Source organism: Muricauda sp. SCSIO 64092, from assembly GCF_023016285.1.
Taxonomy (GTDB): Bacteria; Bacteroidota; Bacteroidia; order Flavobacteriales; family Flavobacteriaceae; genus Croceivirga.
In genome coordinates this window covers 2,975,297-2,994,837 of record NZ_CP095413.1, presented here as the reverse complement: position 1 = coordinate 2,994,837, position 19,541 = coordinate 2,975,297, and the positions used below count along the sequence as shown (strand labels likewise).

At 41.9% G+C, this 19,541-nt stretch carries 10 protein-coding genes; 7 read left to right on the top strand and 3 right to left on the bottom strand.

From position 1 onward, the window contains the following. Window positions 1–222 precede the first annotated feature (222 nt). From L0P88_RS12745 to L0P88_RS12725, 5 genes are read left to right on the top strand one after another with little or no spacing between them, the layout of a single operon-like run. Entirely contained in the window at window positions 223–3,561 is a 3,339-nt protein-coding gene (locus L0P88_RS12745; RefSeq protein ID WP_247130306.1) for a VCBS repeat-containing protein, read from the top strand. After that, complete coding sequence (locus L0P88_RS12740; RefSeq protein WP_247130305.1) at window positions 3,558–6,791, top strand: VCBS repeat-containing protein; 3,234 nt, start codon at window positions 3,558–3,560, stop codon at window positions 6,789–6,791. The genes L0P88_RS12745 and L0P88_RS12740 overlap by 4 nt, the downstream gene beginning before the upstream one ends. A gap of 11 nt (window positions 6,792–6,802) precedes the next feature. After that, a complete protein-coding gene (locus L0P88_RS12735) occupies window positions 6,803–8,146 on the top strand; it encodes a vanadium-dependent haloperoxidase (protein WP_247130304.1) in 1,344 nt (447 codons plus the stop codon). Window positions 8,147–8,152: 6 nt separating this feature from the next. After that, a complete protein-coding gene (locus L0P88_RS12730) occupies window positions 8,153–9,052 on the top strand; it encodes a GyrI-like domain-containing protein (protein WP_247130303.1) in 900 nt (299 codons plus the stop codon). Continuing rightward, entirely contained in the window at window positions 9,045–9,911 is an 867-nt protein-coding gene (locus L0P88_RS12725; RefSeq protein WP_247130302.1) for a hypothetical protein, read from the top strand. Before L0P88_RS12730 ends, L0P88_RS12725 begins: the two co-directional genes overlap by 8 nt. Here the strand turns inward: L0P88_RS12725 and L0P88_RS12720 are convergent. After that, on the bottom strand, window positions 9,908–13,609 hold the full coding sequence (locus tag L0P88_RS12720; RefSeq protein ID WP_247130301.1) for a metallophosphoesterase: 3,702 nt from the start codon (window positions 13,607–13,609) through the stop codon (window positions 9,908–9,910). The two genes, L0P88_RS12725 and L0P88_RS12720, sit on opposite strands and share 4 nt — an antisense overlap. Before the next feature lie 52 nt (window positions 13,610–13,661). Between L0P88_RS12720 and L0P88_RS12715 the strand changes: the two genes are divergently transcribed. Further along, the gene (locus L0P88_RS12715; protein ID WP_247130300.1) at window positions 13,662–14,855 is read left to right on the top strand and encodes a Pycsar system effector family protein; all 1,194 of its coding nucleotides are present in this window, start codon (window positions 13,662–13,664) and stop codon (window positions 14,853–14,855) included. Between the two features lie 4 nt (window positions 14,856–14,859). Here L0P88_RS12715 and L0P88_RS12710 read toward each other — a convergent pair whose 3' ends face one another. Further along, window positions 14,860–17,232 carry a GAF domain-containing protein gene (locus L0P88_RS12710; RefSeq protein ID WP_247130299.1) on the bottom strand — a complete coding sequence of 791 codons (2,373 nt, stop codon included), beginning with the start codon at window positions 17,230–17,232 and terminating at the stop codon, window positions 14,860–14,862. A 114-nt stretch (window positions 17,233–17,346) separates the two neighbouring features. Here L0P88_RS12710 and L0P88_RS12705 point away from each other — a divergent pair, with 114 nt between their 5' ends. Then, window positions 17,347–18,240 (top strand): metallophosphoesterase, encoded by an 894-nt coding sequence (locus tag L0P88_RS12705; RefSeq protein ID WP_247130298.1) that lies wholly within the window; start codon window positions 17,347–17,349, stop codon window positions 18,238–18,240. On the opposite strand, the gene L0P88_RS12700 is transcribed toward L0P88_RS12705, so the two are convergent. After that, window positions 18,237–19,499, bottom strand: coding sequence for an aminotransferase class V-fold PLP-dependent enzyme (locus L0P88_RS12700; protein WP_247130297.1), 1,263 nt, complete (start codon window positions 19,497–19,499; stop codon window positions 18,237–18,239). The genes L0P88_RS12705 and L0P88_RS12700 overlap by 4 nt on opposite strands. Between the last annotated feature and the right edge of the window lie 42 nt (window positions 19,500–19,541).

Below are 19,541 nucleotides of genomic sequence, written 5' to 3'. Positions count from 1 at the left end.
AGATGGTTACGGACAAATATCAAATTGGAAAAGCAAAAAAAACTTCTAAAATCTAAAGTCTTACTAAATCCACAAAAGTGTGTTATACAATATCTTTGAGGTTTTATATTTAGCATTACAATTATCCAAATTCACTAATACAAGTGAAATTTGAGGAGCGTATAAGACTTCCCCTTTTTTGAATTCCAATGCTATAAATACAATCAATTTTTAAGTATAAAAATGAAGTTTTCCTTTGTAACGTTGCTCATTATTGTTTTCACAATTTATTCATGTCAGGATAAAGAAAGTCCTGCTATTGACATAGCACAACAAAACACCCTGTTTACATTACTTTCAGCGGAGGAAACCGGAGTCGATTTTGTGAATGAGGTTGAAAACCAAAAAGATTTCAACATTTTCAAGTACCGAAATTTTTACAACGGTGGTGGGGTAGCCATTGGAGATATCAATAACGATGGTCTTCCAGACATCTACTTAACGGGAAATATGGTATCCAATAAACTTTATTTGAACAAAGGCAATTTTAAATTTGAGGATATCTCCAAAAAAGCCGGGGTTGAGGGCAACAAACCGTGGTCAACAGGGGTAACTATGGTAGATATAAACGCCGATGGCCTATTGGATATCTATGTTAGCAATGCTGGAAACTTAAAAGGTAACAATCATGACAATGATCTTTATATAAATAACGGAGATCTCACTTTCACGGAAAAAGCGCACGACTTTAACCTAGCCAAAACAGGATTTTCTACCCATGCCACTTTTTTTGACTATGATAAGGATGGGGACCTGGATGCCTATATTTTAAATAATAGCAACATTCCCGTAAGTAGTCTGGGTTATGCGGAACAACGTGAGGTTCGCGCCCAGGACTGGGAAGGCGTACCACACATATTCAAGGGTGTTGGCGATATGCTACTTCGCAATGACAATGGCAAATTTGTGGATGTCAGTGAAGATGCGGGTATTTATGGAAGTCTTATCGGTTTTGGACTGGGTGTATTGGTTACCGATATCAACAACGATCTTTGGCCGGACATTTACGTTTCCAATGACTTTTATGAGCGCGACTATCTGTACATCAACCAGAAAGACGGCACTTTTACCGAAGAAATCAAAGAATACACCCAGCACCTGAGCCTATCGGCCATGGGTATTGATATTGCCGATATCAATAATGACGGCCACAATGACATTTTTATTACCGACATGCTGCCAGAACCCGAGCAACGTGTAAAATCGGTAATGGAATTTGAGGGATACAATATCTACAACCTAAAACGGAGCAAAGACTTTTACCAGCAGTACATCCAAAACACATTACAGCTCAACAACGGCAATGGCACATTTTCCGAAGTTGCCTATTATAGTGGTATTGATGCAACGGACTGGAGTTGGTCAGGTCTTATCTTTGATATGGACAATGATGGGCTAAAAGATATTTTTATTACCAATGGTATTAACCATGACCTAACAGATCTGGATTTTGTTGATTTTTTTGCCAACGAAATCATTCAAAAAATGGCGTTGACCGGTAAAAAGGAGTCCATTGATTCCATCATTAACAAAATGCCCATTAAGCCACAGCCCAATTATGCCTTCCGAAATAATGGTGACATTACCTTTGACAATGCCAACAAAAGTTGGGGATTTGACCTCCCCACGCGTTCCAATGGAGCCGCATATGGAGATTTGGACAATGATGGTGATTTGGACCTGGTCATCAACAACGTAAACACCAATTCCTTTATTTATAGAAATAATAGCAATGAACAACTTACGCACAATTACCTGCAACTTAAACTTAATGGAGATGAAAAAAACCCCTTTGCCGTTGGTGCGTTGGTTAAGTTTTATTTTGAAAACAATACAGTGCTTCAGGAGTTGATCCCTTCCCGAGGTTTTCAATCTTCAATGGATTACATAATGACATTGGGCTTGGGCAAAGTAAAAAAATTGGATTCCATCCGCGTTATTTGGCCCAACAATGCAACCACCCTATTAAAGGAGGTGACCGTAAACCAGCGAATGGAATTGAACCAAAAGGATGCCCATAATACATATTCACCTAGAACAAATTCATCAAAAAAATTCCTGATACAGGAGCTGGATAATGGTACATGGACCTCCCACAGGGAAAACAATTATAACGATTTTGACTATGAAGGGCTTATCTATAAAAAACTGTCCCAAGAGGGTCCTGCCATGGCCATTGCTGATGTAAATGGGGATGGGAATGAGGACGTTTTCATTGGCGGCGCAAAAGGAAGTGCGGGAACATTGTATTTACACAGGGGCAACGGAAGGTTCCAATCAAAACCTTCTCAGGTCTTTGATGAAGATCGCTCTTTTGAGGACACCGCTGCCGCATTTTTGGATGCCGATGGTGATGGGGATTTGGACCTAATGGTCGGAAGCGGGGGCAATGAAGTAGGTCAGGAAAATTCCTATAGGGCACGTCTCTATCTAAATGATGGAAAGGGAAGTTTTAAGGCTTCTGCGCAAAATCTTCCCACCACGTATAAGAACATTGCCACTATAACCCCCCATGACTATGATGGGGATGGGGACACCGATGTCTTTATAGGTTCCAGAAGTGTCGTTGGCGTTTATGGGGTAGACCCCAATCACCTTCTTTTGGAAAATAGGGACGGAACTTTTATTGATGCCACGGAACGAAGGGGGTATGACCTTAAGGATGAAGGAATGGTCACCGATGCTATTTGGGCAGACATGGATGGGGACGGAAAAAGTGATTTGATTACGGTCTCTGAATGGGATGTCCCCAAAATCCATAAAAATTCGGGGAGAAGGATACAACGTATTGAAACCTCCCTTGATAGTCTCTACGGTTGGTGGAACACGGTAGAGGCAGCTGATTTGGACGGTGATGGGGACTTGGACCTTATTTTGGGCAATCAGGGTGAAAACCTGCATTATAGGCCAGCAGCTGGTCAGCCCATGAAGCTTTGGATCAATGATTTTGACAATAATGGCACTATAGAACAATTGGTCACCATTAGTGAAAAAGGGGGTGACTATCCAATCCATCAAAAGAAAGAGGTTACGGCACAGGTGGTATCCTTAAAAAAGGAGAACCTAAAAGCTTCGGACTATGCGCAGCGGACCATTCAAGAGCTCTTCCCGCCAGAAATCATCAATCAATCCATTGTAAAACAAAGTATGATTTCTGCTTCCGTATTTGCCATTAACCAGGGAAACGGACAGTTCCAAATTAAAAAATTACCCCCTAGGGTACAGTTTTCCTGTGTTTGTGACATCAATTGTACTGATATCAATAACGATGGCAATCTTGATTTAATAATGGCGGGAAACAATTTTGAGTACAAACCGCAATTCTCCAGGTTGGACGCAAACTACGGTAATGTCCTCTTGGGGGATGGTGATTTAAATTTTGAATGGCAAAACTATGGTGAAACTGGTTTTTTTATTCGGGATGAGGTAAAGCATCTAAAAATGGTAAGGGACAAGGACAATAATCGATTCTTAATAGCCGCCATCAATGATGGAAAACCAAAAATCTACGCCTTGCCATGAAAAACTGTTTTGTTTATGCGGTAATTTTGGTTCTCGCAGGATGCAAAAAAAGTGGGGACTTGTTCCATAATCCTTCCCCGCGGGAAACCGGAATTGATTTTGCCAATAGCATCACTGAAAATGACGAGCTCAATATTTTGGATTACCTATATTTCTATAATGGCGGTGGGGTCGCAATTGGGGATATCAATAATGACGGACTTCCCGATATTTACCTTTCCGGGAACCAAGTAAAGAACAAGCTTTATCTGAACAAAGGCGGCCTTAATTTTGAGGATATCACAGAACAAGCAGGTGTTGGGGGACAGAGTTCCTGGAACACCGGAAGTGTCATGGCCGATGTTAACGGGGACGGGCTCCTGGATATTTATGTTTGTGCCGTAGTGGGCACCAACGGTTTTGTAGGATACAATGAACTTTTTATAAACAACGGGAATCTTACTTTTTCCGAACAAGCCGGACTATACGGACTGGATTTTGAATCTTACAGTTCCTCAGCCGCTTTTCTGGACTATGATCTGGATGGAGATTTGGACATGTACCTCTTAAATCATGCCGTACACACTTCGGAATCCTATGGAAAGGCAGATTTACGGTACCGGCGTAACTATGAGACTGGCGACAGATTGCTCAAAAATGACAATGGTAAATTCGTTGATGTTAGTGAAGAAGCCGGCATTTATGGAGGAGTAAACGGTTATGGCCTGGGAGTTGCCATATCCGATTTTAATATGGATGGATATCCCGATATTTATGTAGGAAACGATTTTCATGAGGACGATTACTATTACTTGAACAATGGTGACGGAACCTTTACGGAGAGCCTTCGTCGCTATTTTGGTCATACCTCCCGTTTTTCAATGGGTAATGACGTTGCGGACATTAACCATGATGGCCTACCCGATTTGATTTCCTTGGATATGCTCCCAGAAGAAGAAGTGGTCTTAAAATCCTCTGAAGGGGACGAAAACCTTCAAGTACAGAAATTGCGGATTGATGATTTTGGGTACCATTATCAGTTCACTCGAAATATGCTTTATGTAAACCAACCGGACGGTAACTATATGGAAACTGCCCTAATGAGCGGCGTGGCGGCAACAGATTGGAGTTGGAGCGCCCTTTTTGGGGATTATGACCAAGATGGACATCAAGACTTATTTGTGGCCAATGGCATTCCAAAACGACCCAATAATTTGGATTTTATCAAGTTCGTTTCCAATGAACAGATCCAACAAAAAATCAACAATACCAACCTGATGGACCAAGAGGCTTTGGAGCTCATGCCATCAGGAACTACAAGGAATTTTATCTTCAAAGGAGATGGCAAACTATCTTTTGATGACAAATCGGCACATTGGATTTCCAATGATACTTTGGTTTCCGGGGCAACCGCTTATGGCGATCTGGACAATGACGGGGATTTGGATTTGGTGGTCAACAACCTTAATAGTCCTGCACTCATCTATGAAAATAAAACAAACGACAAAGCCAATTACTTAAAGGTACGTTTGGACTATAACTCCAAGAACCGATACGGGATCGGCTCAAAAATATACGCCTATTACAATGGTTCACTACAATTAAAGGAGTTGTTTCTTTCCAGGGGTTTTCAAGCCTCGTCAGAACCTTTGGTCCATTTTGGCTTGGGGGAAATCAATGTCTTGGATTCCCTTAAAATCGTTTGGCCGGACAGAAGCCATCAAACCATACCAAAAGTTAGGGCCAACCAAACCTTAATGGTATCACCACGGGACACTAAACCCTTTGGTACCAAGGGACCAATCACCAAATCCAACCCCATGTTCACTAAGGATACATCTCGTTTGGGAATCAATTTTACCCACAAAGAGGACAATTATCTGGATTTCAACCGCGAGAAACTGATTCCTTATCGAATTTCGGATAGGGGGCCTGCTTTTGCAATGGGTGATTTGAATTCCGATGGAAAGGCAGACTTGTTTTTTGGTGGTTCAAAATTCTTTCCCGGTACTTTTTACAAACAGTTGGATAGCTCCTTTGTGAAGATGGAACTTCCACGGATACAAAAGGACTCGGTCACGGAAAATATTGCTGTTGCCATTGCCGATTTCAATGCTGATGGTGCAAACGATATCATTGTTGGAAATGGAGGCGGAGACTTCTACAATGAGGCACAACCGTTACAAGATAGGTACTACCTGTCCAAAGAAGACGGCTTTCAAGCTAAGGATTTCCCAAAAATATTTCAAAACACATCGGTTATTGAACCTTTCGATTATGATCAAGATGGGGATTTGGATGTTTTTGTTGGCGGACATACCATCACGGCAAAGTTTGGAGAGGAAGTAAACTCTTACGTGCTCACCAATACCCAGGGAACATTTGAAATCAATAAAGGGTTTCAATTCTCCGGAATGGTCACTGATGCGATTTGGGATGACTTTGACCAGGATGGGAATACCGACTTGATCATTGTTGGCGAATGGATGTCCCCAAGGTTTTTTCAAAATAAGAATGGAACGTTTGTTGAAACCAATGTCCTTACCAATTCAGGGCTTTGGCAAAGTATCCATCCCTTTGATATCGACGGTGACGGGGATAGGGACTATCTTTTGGGCAACTGGGGACTTAACAGTAAATTCAAGGCTTCCAAAAAGCATCCGCTTCGACTGTATTTTTCAGACTTTGATGGAAACGGACAAACCGAAACCATCACTGCTTTTGAAAAAGATGGAAAGTATTACACCCTGGAAGGTCTGGACGGACTGGCTTCACAAATGGTCAGTCTTCGTAAAAAATTTAATTCCTATCAATCTTTTGCTGGAAAATCCATTGAGGAGTTGTTTGATCCCAAACAGCTTCAATCTGCCAAAATTCATGAAGTGACCACCTTGGCTTCCGGATACTTAAAGAACAATAAGGGGGCTTTTGAGTTTGTTCCCTTTCCAAATGTCATGCAGGTTGCACCACTTTTGGATTTTGTTTCTGGAGATTTTGACGGTGACGGTCAAGAAGAGGTTCTTGTCGGAGGAAACTATTTTGGGGTCAAACCCTACCACGGAAGGTTTGATTCTTTCCCTGGAGCATTGATACAAAATGAAAATGAAATAGTTTTGGGAAATCTTCTGGGATTGGATTTCACCCAAAAATCCATAAGGCATATGGAAACCTTAACGGTAAATCGGCAAGATTATTTATTGGCAGTATTCAATAACGGAGCGGCAGAGGTTTACAAAATCAATTCAAAATAAAAATGGAACAAATGAAAAGGATAGCAAGTTTATTTTTTTCGGTTTTTATGCTTTTCTCTTGTACTAAGGAGCAAAAACCAATACCAATAACCCAAGAAGATTTTCACGCATCCGTGGATAAGGTGACCGAGGTAATGGTCCATGATATTTTTTCCCCTCCCGTAGCCAGTCGCATCTATGTCTATCCAAATATTGGCGCCTACGAAATTCTGGCCAACAACCATCCTGGGTACAGTCCTCTAGCCGGCCAATTGGAAGGGCTACAGCCCATTCCAAAACCCGATTCGAAAAATGTCAACTTTGAATTGGCCGCACTTATTGCCCATATGGATTTGAGCCGAATGCTCATTTTTTCCGAGGATATGATTACTTCCTATAGGGACAGCCTATATGGCGTTTGGGAAGAAAGGAACAGGGAAGAATTTATAACCTCCAAGACTTATGGACTTCAAGTTTCGGATCACATCGCCAAATGGATGGACAAGGACAATTACAAACAGACCCGGACCATGCCCAAGTTTTCCGTAAATACGGAGGACGCTTCACGTTGGCAGCCGACCCCGCCTTCCTATATGGATGGCATTGAGCCACACTGGAACAAAATACGTCCTTTTGTCATTGATTCTGCAAACCAGTTTAAACCTACCCCTCCCCCTCCTTTTTCCATGGAGGAAGATTCGGATTTCTATAAAGAGGTAAAGGAAGTTTATGATATCAGTAATGAGATTACCGCAAAGGGCGATACCTCGGAAGAAGTGGCCATTGCCCAGTTTTGGGATTGCAATCCCTATGTTTCCGTAACACGGGGGCATTTAATGTTTGCCACCAAGAAGATTACCCCCGGGGCCCACTGGATAGGTATTGCCAAGATCGCGGCCAGAAAAACCGAGGCAGATGTGGCCAAGGCCGTTTATACCTATACCAAAACTTCCATAGCCATAGCCGATGCCTTTATCAGTTGTTGGGACGAAAAGTATAGGAGCAGTCTAATTCGTCCAGAAACATTGATCAATACGCATATAGATGAAAATTGGGAGCCCGTTCTGCAGACCCCTCCCTTTCCCGAGTATACCAGCGGTCATAGTGTGGTTTCCGGTGCTGCAGCGGTCGCCCTTACCAGTATTTATGGGGATGCCTTTGCTTTTGATGACGATACCGAAGTACAATACGGTCTTCCCGTTCGTTCCTTTACTTCTTTTAGGGAAGCAGCGGATGAGGCGGCCATCAGTAGAATGTATGGTGGCATCCATTATCGAGCCGCAGTGGAAATAGGTGTAAAACAGGGAAGGGATCTGGGTGCTTTTGTGGTTGAAAAACTTAAAATGGACACCACGGATCAAATTGTGACAAAATAAATTCTTATGAGAAAAGTGACTTCCGTGCTCTTGTTTTTGTTGGTAGCGGCATTGTGTTGGTACTTGTTTTTAAAACCTTCGGATTATACCATTCGCTTTGAAGCCAAAACGTTTCCCGGTGCCATCAATCAATATCTAAAAGTCTGGGACCAAACACTGGATACCCTTCATAAAATAAAACAAGTAGAGGACCTTTATCACCTAACACAAAAAGTAAGGTTTGGGGATTCCATCCATCAATATGAATGGCGGATTGAACCTCTAACGGATTCCACTTCCAAAGTTTTTGTGGACATTAAGGATAAGGAGCATAGCCTAATGAACAAAATCCAAGTTCCTTTTAAAGAAACCGATTTTGAGAAAAGAAGCAAGAAAACCGTTTTGGACTTTATGAAAAGTCTGGATGAGCACACCAAAAAATTTAAGATAACCATTATTGGGGAGGAGGATGTTCCCAGTAAATATATTGCCTATGTTCCCTTAAAGGTTGAACAGTCCAAAAAAGCCAATGGCATGATGAAGAATTTTTCATATCTCACCGGAGAACTGTACATAAATGGTGTACAACTGGATGGCCCACCAATGATTGAAGTGACAAAATGGGACATGGAGAATGACAGTTTGCACTATAACTTTGGACAGCCCATTATCCGTTCCGAACGCCTGCCCATTGGCACCGATATCAAGTACAAACGGATTTTTAAAAAGCGGGCGTTAAAAGCGGAATACAATGGAAATTATATCACTTCGGATCGCGCCTGGTATGCATTGATGGACTATGCAAAAAAAAACAAGATCGAAGTGGATGGAAAACCTGTCGAAGTATTCTTTAATAAACCCATGGGCAGCGATGACTTGCATTGGAAAGCGGAGATTTATATGCCTATAAAGGAGGGCAATGAATAGATTCAGTCTTTTTTTTCTGATGGTTATGGTTATCCAGGGATGTGCCCAACCTCCCTGGTATGGGAATTTGGAATTTCTGGGACGTTTTCCTTCCAACCTAAGCGAAGTATCGGGTATTGATAGGGACAATAATGGCAACCTCTGGGTAATCGAGGACAACGGCAATAAGGACAAGTTATACCAAATTGATAAAAATGCACGCCTTGTAAAGGGATTGCGTATTGATAATGCAAAGAACGAAGATTGGGAGGACTTGAGCATTGCAAACGATGGAACGGTCTATATTGGCGATTTTGGAAACAACTCCAATACAAGAAAAGATTTGGTCATCTATAAAATTCCAAAAACAGAGTTACGTAAGAAAACACCGAAAGCCGAGAAAATCAAGTTTTCCTATCCGCAACAAACAAAATTTCCGCCCAAGAAGAAAAACTTATTGTTTGATTCTGAAGGCTTTTTCCATTGGAACGGATACCTGTATGTTTTTACCAAAAACAGATCAAGACCGTATTCCGGAAAAACATTGGCCTATAGAGTTCCGGATAAGAAAGGGGAATATGAGGCCGAGTTCCTGGGAGAATTAATTCTTTGCAAAGACCAGGACCATTGTTCCATTACAGCTGCGGATATTTCCAAAGATGGAAAAACCATTGCTTTTATAGGATATGGCTTTATTTATTTGCTCACGGAATTTGACCTAAACGATTTTTCCAAATTCAAAAAGAAAACAATTGACCTCAACTACGAAACACAAATAGAATCCATATGTTTTTGGAACGATACTACACTCCTGATTGCTGATGAGCAGTCAAAAACCAGGGGAAGAAACCTATATCGATACCAAATCAAAAAGGATTAAAACCCAAAACCGAGGCCAAAAGCAAAACGTAGACCATCCGAACTATTGAACAGGCCCGCATTAAAGGATAGAATATCCGCTCCATTGACAAAAAAACCTCCCCCATAGGAATTGTGCCAAGTATCGGAGTCCTCATTGGGAATCCACACCCTTCCGTAGTCAAACCCTCCATAAATTCCCGGGGTGACCGGTAAAAGCCCGGTTCTACGTTCGCGAAAGCTCCACCTTACATCCGTATTTTGAAAGTATGCTGTTTTTCCGGTAAACCGTTGGAATCGGAATCCGCGTAATCCGTTATTGGCACCTATACTTGCTGCTTGGTAAAACTCAAAATCATCACCAATATTAAAATGGCCCTTAAATTTTGTGGCCAGGACCAATTGTCCACTGGGAACCAGTCTGTAGTCAAATGATAGTGAAGGTATGACATACCCAAAGGTCCTATCGGCATCGTTCAAATTAGTGGTATACCCCCCTTCCAAGGAAAACGCCATCCCCATGGTCGGAAAAGCCTCATTGTCAAAATTGGAATAGCTGTAGGACGCATTTACCCCAAAAAACTCTTGCTGTGTATCCCTTCCCAAATTGGTAAAAAATCCTTCAATGAACCGACCTTCGGTTTCTTCCACATCAAAGTTTTCATAGGAAACGCCCAATTTAACTTTGGATCCAAGAAATCCCCTCCACACCAAAGAAGGTGAAAAATGAAGTTGCCGTATTTTCACTCGATTGAAATCAAAATCCACATCATCATCAAAGTTTGGGGTGTCATTTCCAAAACCAAAGAAGTTAATGGCAAAATTTGGACTGGTGAATTTTGCCTCCAGTTCCAGGTTCACCTTTTCAAAAACATTGGCAAACTCACCACGATACCCAAAATCAAACCCATTTGTGGCAAAATAATAGGCAGCATTTAGGGTGTGTTGTTGGGTAAAGGGATTTTGACGAAATCCATTAAACGTATAGGTGTTGGTGGCGCCCACTCGTAATCCATCGTCTGGATTAAAACCAATTGATGGTAGGAATTGATTGTTGCTGGACTTGATTTTTATAAACTGATACGTATTGGTGTCATAATCATTTATCTTGTGGATCTTACCGGCAAATGCTTCTTCATAGCTGTTCTTTTTTGCTTTAAAATCATAGACATGGACATTTTTGGCCTTTTCATTGATTTTATACACATCATTATTCTGACCCCCTATCAACCGTACCTTTATTTGACCCGTGTTCCCATTCACTTCAAAAATATCGTCATCATCCAAGCCATAAACCCAAATCTCCTTGTTTTGATCGGGATCAAATACTTTATCAAAGAAAAGATCGGTCTTTTTCCCACCCTTGATCCGATAGGCTTTCACATCCACCCTTCCATTATCCAATGGATTGATGACAAAGTGGTCATCCTTATCCGTTCCCGTAATGACACTGTATTTATTGAGCACTCCGTAATACGACTCAGCGGTCTTGACCAGACTTTCCTTCCTTTTTAATAGTATGGTCTTCATGTTATCCACGGTCTCATCCCGGACCTCTTCGGGAAACTGCTGAAAAGCCTTGTCCACCGTTTTGGCATCTATATGTTGTTGGATGTATTTCGCCTGTTCCATCCAGTCTTCCAAGGTTGTTTCGGACAAGAGGGCCATATCCAAGGCAAAGGTCATTGGAGATGAATTGAACCCCTTTACACTCCGTATCTCCTCCTGAAATCCTTCAAATAATCTCAGGGAAGGGACGGCCCTACTAGCAAATGCCATTAAGGCGCCATCGCCCATTATGGAAAACGCCTGATCGCGATCTCTGGGAATGGGTTTAAAGACTTTGGTGCCATCTTCCTTTTTAAAACGTGCCCAGCGCCATTGGTCCACATGCCGGTCCCAATCCCCAATGAGCATATCAAAAAGCCGTGCCCTTACATAGGTATTGGCGTCCACTAGGTATTCTTCATCCTTGCGCAATTTCCCTATGAAATCGTCCGTGCTTTCAATTTTTTCGGTCTTTCCAAAACTATCCAGATCATGCCCTTCCGAAACGTGCTCTTCAATCATATACAATTCATCACCAAAATCCACATTAAAACCTTTCAAGGCTTTTTGTTTTGGGATATAAAAGAGTTTTGGGTTGGTATGGAAAATGCCCACCGCATCGGACAAGGTACCGACCGCAAAAGGGGCATAGGGGTGGGAACCCGTGTAAAAATCCAAGAGTATGGATTCCGTGAACGTATCTTCAAATTCCCCAACAACATACTTTTCCTGAAAAGCCAGTGCCTGTAAATAGAGTTCCGCACTCTTTCGCAATGCCCGCATCACAAATTGCCTTCCATCCTTATGCTGCAACCGCAATGACTTGGATTGATGCCCGCCCCCTTTTCGTATGGGAACCAGTCCACCGTACAAAGTGTCCAAATCCACAGTTGGGGCTTTCACTTTTGTAGCATAGTACTTTCGATACCGTTCCCCCCAGACCATCTTATAAAATCCGGTTTTATCCACTTCCTCATCGGTATAGATCGAGGCTTTCACATAAGCGGGAAAACTACTTTCCCCCTTGAATTCGGCAGGTTGTTGATTTGGCGGAAGTACCTGGGCCTCAAAAAGTGTGGACTTGACCTCGTCCTCAACACCCTTAAACGTAACTGTTGATGCCCCATCGGCATACACCTTTAAAACGGCATATCCCATTTGACCTGTGGAAAATTGGCTGCCGTTCAATAACCGCGTTGCTCCTTTTTTGGCACCCGAACCACTTACGATCTGAGGCGTGTTCTCTTCAACGATATATTGAAGGGTATGTTCATGACCAGAAACAAAAATTACCTTTTCCGAATATTGGGCAAGTGTAACAATACGTTTTTTCAACTCATTGTATGTCTTATTGGACAAATCGGTATTGGAAGCACCTGTAGTTCTGCGCAGCACGTTCGCCAATGTACCTATAATAGGTAAAGGGAAGCTTCCCTCGGTTGGAAAAATATGCTGTTTGAATGAAAATTGACCACCATGGGACCCATAGGTGAACATGGGATGGTGCATGGCCAAAATAGTGGTTTTGCCCCTATTTTTTTTAATAAGGCCCTCCAATTCTTCCAAGAACTTTTCCCTATCCTTAATTTCACAGCCGTCATTGATATTAGGGTGTTTGTCCCAATCCACTAGATACCACTGGGTATCTATGGTGATTAAAACGATGTCGTCGCCAATGTCAACTTTATCCAAAGGACATCCATTTTCTGGTAAGAACACATCTTTTCCTTTAAGCCTGTCCTCAATATATTTTTCCTGCCTTTTTAACCCTTTCAGCCCTTTGGCATACCAATCGTGATTGCCAGGAATAAAAATGGTTTGCCCGTTAAAATCGTTGACGGACTTCAATTGGGCATCCAAATGGTTTTTTGCGATTTCATAGGCTTCACCATTTTGCTTATCTGGGAGCCCAGCAGGGTAAATATTGTCCCCCAGGAAAATGGCCGTACTGTTTTTTGGTGCCGAGGAAACTTCGGATTGGAAAGCTTTTAAAGCAGGGTTCAGGCTTCCCATGGGCGACTTTCCGGCATCACCTATTAAATAGAATGTGTGGATAGGATCGTCTTGATCCAATGATAGCTTTTCCGCCTTGATGTCCGCATATTTTGGTTTATAAGTGGCACAACCGGAAATAATAAGGATGAATGCGAGGGTTAGGTAAAGATGTTTCATATCACGTGCTTCGTTCCAAAAATTCGTATTTTGGATTATTCAATATACAACTATGTCGGAAATCGTTCAAAAAGCTGAAGATTTTGTCACAAGACTTTTGGAAACGGAATTGGATTCCAGGTTTTTATACCACAATCTTAAACACACACAACGAGTGGTAAAAAGTACAAAGGAGCTATTGGAGCATTATGACCTCGGTCCCGCCGAAACCGAGCAATTGGTATTGGCCGCGTGGTTTCATGACACCGGATATACCAAAGGAGTGGATAAGCATGAGGAAAAAAGCAGTGAATTGGCTGGGGACTTTTTAAATGGGGAAGGGTATGATAAAAAGGCATTGGAACATGTACAGTCTTTAATTCTGGCTACCGAACGGTACCATAGTCCTACCAATTTACACGAAGAAATCATTCGGGATGCCGATGCTTCTCATTTTGCACAAAAGAGTTATTGGGAGACCACGGATTACCTTAAGGAAGAACTGGAACTTTTGGAAATTGCCACCCATTCTCCCAAACAGTGGCGGGATATTAACATTAAAATGTTTCGCAGCGAGCATCAATTCCATACCGAGTATGCCCAAGAGCACTGGGAGCCGGGAAAGGAAAAGAACCTAAAACAATTGGTCAAGGAAAAGAAAACCGAAAAAGAGATTGCCAAGAAAGAATCCTTAAAAGCAAAGTATAAGAGTGAAAGCCCCGATCGAGGTATACAGACCTTGTTTAGGGTTACCTTAAAAAACCATCTCACCTTAAGTGATATTGCAGATACCAAGGCCAATATCCTTCTTTCCGTAAATGCGATTATCATTTCGGTTGCCCTTTCCAATCTCATTCCCAAACTGGACAACCCGTCCAATACCTATTTGATCTATCCGACCACTATTTTTATTGTCTTTAGCGTTATTTCAATGATACTGGCGGTTTTAGCCACTAGGCCCAATGTTACCAGTGGCAAATTTACCAAGGCCGATGTTGAACAAAAACGGGTGAACCTACTCTTTTTTGGCAACTTCCATAAAATGGAACTTAATGAATATGAATGGGCCATTCAGGAGCTGGTAAAGGATAAGGACTATATCTATAGCTCCTTGACCAAGGATCTTTACTTTCTGGGATTGGTACTGAACAGAAAATATAAAATCCTCAGGTGGACCTATAGTATTTTTATCTTTGGAATTGTTGTTTCCGTACTTGCCTTTGGAATTGCCTTTCGTTTCTTTGGCCCGGAGCGTATGGTGTTCTAAGACTTTAGTGCTTTAACTCTTCCATTAAGTCATCATAGGTGTAGGTCTTCTCGGAAGTAGCATCGGTCTTATAAAGGATTTCGGCCCTAATGGCCTTTAATCCGGTAACCCCTTGCAATCCTTCCAATTCTACAATTTCAATGGAATTGGTAAAGTATCCCTTGGCTTTAAGGAAATGGACATAACGCAGATACTCACGCTCATCCTTTTTCTGTGAATACACTATGGCCAGTTTTCCTTTTTGTGTAAGGCGTTGATTCGTTCCTTTGATGATGGACTTATCAATTCGCTTTTTAATGATTTCATAACGGGCGTTATAGGTACCATCCACATCAAATCGCTTTTCGTCCATACGGAAACGAATGGCCAAAGGCGTGCTGTACACCAACAGTAGGGAGGTAACATCCAATGGTACCGGCAAATTGGGCTTTAAAGAGTAGTGCTTGTTCTCCATTTCAACCATGGTCTGCAATTGCCATAACCTTAAATTGTTTAAATAGAGCTCGTCAAAGGTCCTATCATTTGCAATGGAAGTGCCTATATACATATTGTGTTCTACACCGTCCGTTTTATACCGTTCAAAATAATGGGGAAACATCCTTTGGGCATCTTGTTGTTTTTTATCCAATAAGGCCGCCAGTTTCATATTTGTTTCCATTACGCTCTCGTCGTAGTTACGCCTATGGTCATAGTACGATTCGGTAGTGGCGTCTATTTGTCCCTCATAGTTTTCAATCAACACTTTGATCTCCTTATCTTCCCTTTTAAGATGGTGGAAAGCAGGGTTGACCTCTTCCTGGACAAAATCAAATACGGCCTGTTCACTATGGGTGTAAAGGGTATCTTTTACCTCTTCCAAGTGATTATTGACCCTAAATGTCAATTCTTCATAAATAGGAAGTTTCAACTTTTTATAGGCCATTTCCAAAATGGTCTGTATTTCGGAAAGTTGGATCATTAAATCGCGTTGTATCGCCAAATTCCGTTCCTTGGAAGAGTCCTTGATGTCTATTTGTCCATACAGTGGATAAACTTCTTTAAAAACAATTTCGTTGAAAAAGGGTTCTTCACCGACCAGCTCATAATTCATAAAACGTTTGGCTTCCCCCTGGAACTTCCAGTATACTGAGGAGTGGACCGTTGTACATTCATGTTGGATGATGGCATCGATAAGGTTTTGCTCCTCTTCAATAGATCGAATGACGGCAGAAACGATGAACGGCATTACATCTGCCAATTTATTGGCATTGATACTGTTCAGTTCGTTTACTTTATCGGAAACCAACTCCAAAACCCCCAAAAGATTCCCCTCATCCGCTATGGGTGCCAGGATGGCACTTTTTATACCCTGGTCATACAGGTTCTTATAAGGTTGTTCACCGCCGGAATTTTTGTAGTACTTATCTACATTGGGAATGGCAAAGAAGGCGTTTTCATCCAAAAGTTTGCTGTAAGAGCTACCGCAAAGCATTGCGTCACAGGATTCCATTTCCTTGCCCTTTAGGATAAAGCTTTCAATTCCTTTTCCATATATTTTTAAAAACCGGTTGCTGGTAAGATCATATCCAGCAAAACCTACGTTGATGTTCTTTAAATTGAACAGTGACCGAAACGTATCCTGAAAACCATCCATGAAGTTCTCGGCACCACGCTTGTTGCTTCCTATCAGTGTGGATTTGATTTCGGATATGGAGTGTTCCGCAGTCACATCGAACATATTTGAAATCACAAACCCTTTGGAAATAAAACTATTGGGCGGAATCTTTTCTTTCCAAAGTTCCAGATTATCAAAATTATCCAACAGTTCCTCAAAGTCTTCCTGTTTTAGATCCTTGGCGTTCTCCGTTGGTGTTATCTCCATGAAATCGGCATTGTACAGAATGCGATAATGGCGCATTAAGCCTTTGGCATCCGGGATATCATAAAACAAAGGACGTTTGAAGTCCAGTTGGAAGCCATAGTAAAAACTAAGGACAACCGTACACTGCATGATATAGTGCAGGTTGTCGGGAAGGTTTCGTATTTCAAGTTCAAAATCATCCCCGGCTTCCTTTAGTATCTTTTTGAACCGCTCGGAGGAGTTAAAAACCAAATTGGCAAAAGGGATGGACGCGGCTTTTATCTCGTTATGGGTCAAAACCGGGGAAAAAGTATCTGCCAGGATGGTTTTAATGACATCGTTATGTTTCCCTATGAGGGACAAATCATCAAAGCCCTCCCGTAATTCAGGATACGGCGCTACAGCATCCAATACATATTTTGCCCTTGCCGCAAGGAATTCATCCTTGCTCTTGAGCTGTTCATCATAGTGTTCCAACAACTTATTGAAACTAACAAGTTGAATCAACGGTACCTCTCCTGTATACTGTCCGTTCATATTGACTTAGTCGATATTTAGTCTTCAAAGTTACAAAAAGTGTTTCTTCCACATTGTTAACGAGTTGTTTATGGTTTATTGGACATTTTTTGGATATTTAATGAAAAATAAACCATGTCTTCCCGCAACAGATTGGACAGATGCTACGCTAAGGCAAAAACCATCCCATTTAATAACGATTCCAAGTTTATTTTCTTTAGTGATTGCCACAGGGGGGACAATAGTTTTGCCGATGATTTTGCCAATAATCGAAACATTTATTTCCATGCCTTGAACCATTATTATCGGGAGGGTTTTGAATATTGTGAACTTGGGGATGGGGATGAGCTTTGGGAAAACCTAAACTTCGAGGCCATTTTTGAGGCCCATAAAAACGTATTTCAGCTCTTAAAGCAATTCCACTTGGAAAACCGATTGCACATGGTTTGGGGGAACCATGATATGGTATACCAAGACCCCAACTATGTGGAGAAACACCTATCCAGTTATTTTGAACCTATTGATGGCAGGGATATTGAGCTTTTTGAAAATATTACCTACCATGAGGGAATTGTTCTAAAACACGAGGAAACCGGTCAAGAGCTTTTCTGTTGCCACGGCCATCAAGCAGATTGGTGGAATTATAACTTTTGGCGCATAGGACGTTTTTTGGTCCGTATCCTATGGAAACCTTTACAGGTGTTGGGTATTGCGGATCCCACCAGTCCTGCCAAGAATTACAAGGAGTTGATACGTATTGAGAAACGGATCAAAAAGTGGATTTTACAGAACAACCTTCGTATCACCATTGCCGGTCATACCCATAGACCCCGGTTTCCCGAACCCGGACAGATACCTTTCTTTAATGATGGAAGTTGCGTACATCCAAGAAGCATAACGGGAATAGAACTGGAAAATGGGAAAATCTCATTGATCAAATGGCATATTGATACCAAACCCGACGGTACGCTCCAAATTGTTCGAGTGCTGTTGGAGGGTCCGGAAAAACTAGTGGATTATATGGGTTAAATTCTTTTTGCCAAGGTTTTCATGGCAGCTACAAAATGGTCCAATTCCTCTGTAGTAGTATAGATATTGGGCGTTATTCGACATCCCTTCACATTGGTATAATCAATGGCCACGGTCCAGATTTTAAATTCATCCAATAGGATTTTCGCCAATTCATGTGGTTTTATATGGCGTATTCCCACATTGGCAATCCCACAGCTCCGTGCTTCTTCAACAGGGGTGTTGACCATTATGTTTTCCACCTCACGAAGTTGGTCGCTCCAATAGCGCTGTATAAAACGCAAGCGATTTTCTTTGCGCTCCAGTCCAATGATCCCCAAATAATCCATGGCATCATTGATGGTCAAATCCGTATGGACCGGATGGGTCCCCGTATGGTTTAACCTTCTAATTTTCGTCTCATCTTTTTCATGTTCTGCAAAAAGCGGCCAAATTTTGGGAATGTGTTTTTCCGCAACATATAATAGCCCGGCCCCCAGAGGCGTACTTAACCACTTGTGCAGACTGGAACCATAGTAATCACAGTTCAATGCCGGAATATCAACCTTAATGTGGCCCACACAATGGGCACCATCCACCATGACCTCCACTCCGTGCGAATGTGCCATGTCGCAAATTTTACGGATAGGTAAAATCTGTCCCGTGATATTGACCATATGGCATACCATCAAAAGTTTTGTTTTGGGGGTGATCTTGGACTCATATAAGGCCACAATTTCTTCGTCCGATGCAGGATGGTTGGGCAGGGAAACTTCTTTGCAGATTATCCCATAACGTTTTTCCTGTTGATGGAAATGTATGCGCATGGCCCCATAGTCCTGTTTGGCAAAGACGGCTTCATCACCCTTTTTCCATGGAAACCCGCCAATGACCATATCCAGGGATTCTGTGGTATTCCGGGTTACAATGAGCTCTTTTTCCGAGCAATTCACCAATTTGGCCAAACGTGCGGCAACCTTATTTTTATTGTCCCATTGTACCGTTCTCATATAGTGGGAAGCCTCATAATTGACCATATGGATATGTTCCATGTATTTGTTGAGAATGGGCGTAGGAACAAAATTGTAATACCCATTCTCCAAATTGATATAATCCGGTTTTAGGGCATAATCCATGCGTATGCGTTCCCAGAATGCCTCATCGTCATTTGAAGGATAGGGCAGGTTTGCGGACTGTGAATTCCCTTCCATGGGCATGGTCAGGAAAGGTGTGGCAAGTGTGGCTTGCCCCAACCGTTTTAAAAATTGTCTTTTTTCCATCGCAGTGTATTGTTCTACATTGGCATCCAGCCCCCTATGTAC

Coding starts and splice junctions, on each gene's coding strand:
- L0P88_RS12745 (WP_247130306.1), top strand. CDS start 223: ATGAAGTTTTCCTTTGTAACGTTGCTCATTATTGTTTTCACAATTTAT.
- L0P88_RS12740 (WP_247130305.1), top strand. CDS start 3,558: ATGAAAAACTGTTTTGTTTATGCGGTAATTTTGGTTCTCGCAGGATGC.
- L0P88_RS12735 (WP_247130304.1), top strand. CDS start 6,803: ATGAAAAGGATAGCAAGTTTATTTTTTTCGGTTTTTATGCTTTTCTCT.
- L0P88_RS12730 (WP_247130303.1), top strand. CDS start 8,153: ATGAGAAAAGTGACTTCCGTGCTCTTGTTTTTGTTGGTAGCGGCATTG.
- L0P88_RS12725 (WP_247130302.1), top strand. CDS start 9,045: ATGAATAGATTCAGTCTTTTTTTTCTGATGGTTATGGTTATCCAGGGA.
- L0P88_RS12720 (WP_247130301.1), bottom strand. CDS start 13,609: ATGAAACATCTTTACCTAACCCTCGCATTCATCCTTATTATTTCCGGT.
- L0P88_RS12715 (WP_247130300.1), top strand. CDS start 13,662: ATGTCGGAAATCGTTCAAAAAGCTGAAGATTTTGTCACAAGACTTTTG.
- L0P88_RS12710 (WP_247130299.1), bottom strand. CDS start 17,232: ATGAACGGACAGTATACAGGAGAGGTACCGTTGATTCAACTTGTTAGT.
- L0P88_RS12705 (WP_247130298.1), top strand. CDS start 17,347: ATGTCTTCCCGCAACAGATTGGACAGATGCTACGCTAAGGCAAAAACC.
- L0P88_RS12700 (WP_247130297.1), bottom strand. CDS start 19,499: ATGGAAAAAAGACAATTTTTAAAACGGTTGGGGCAAGCCACACTTGCC.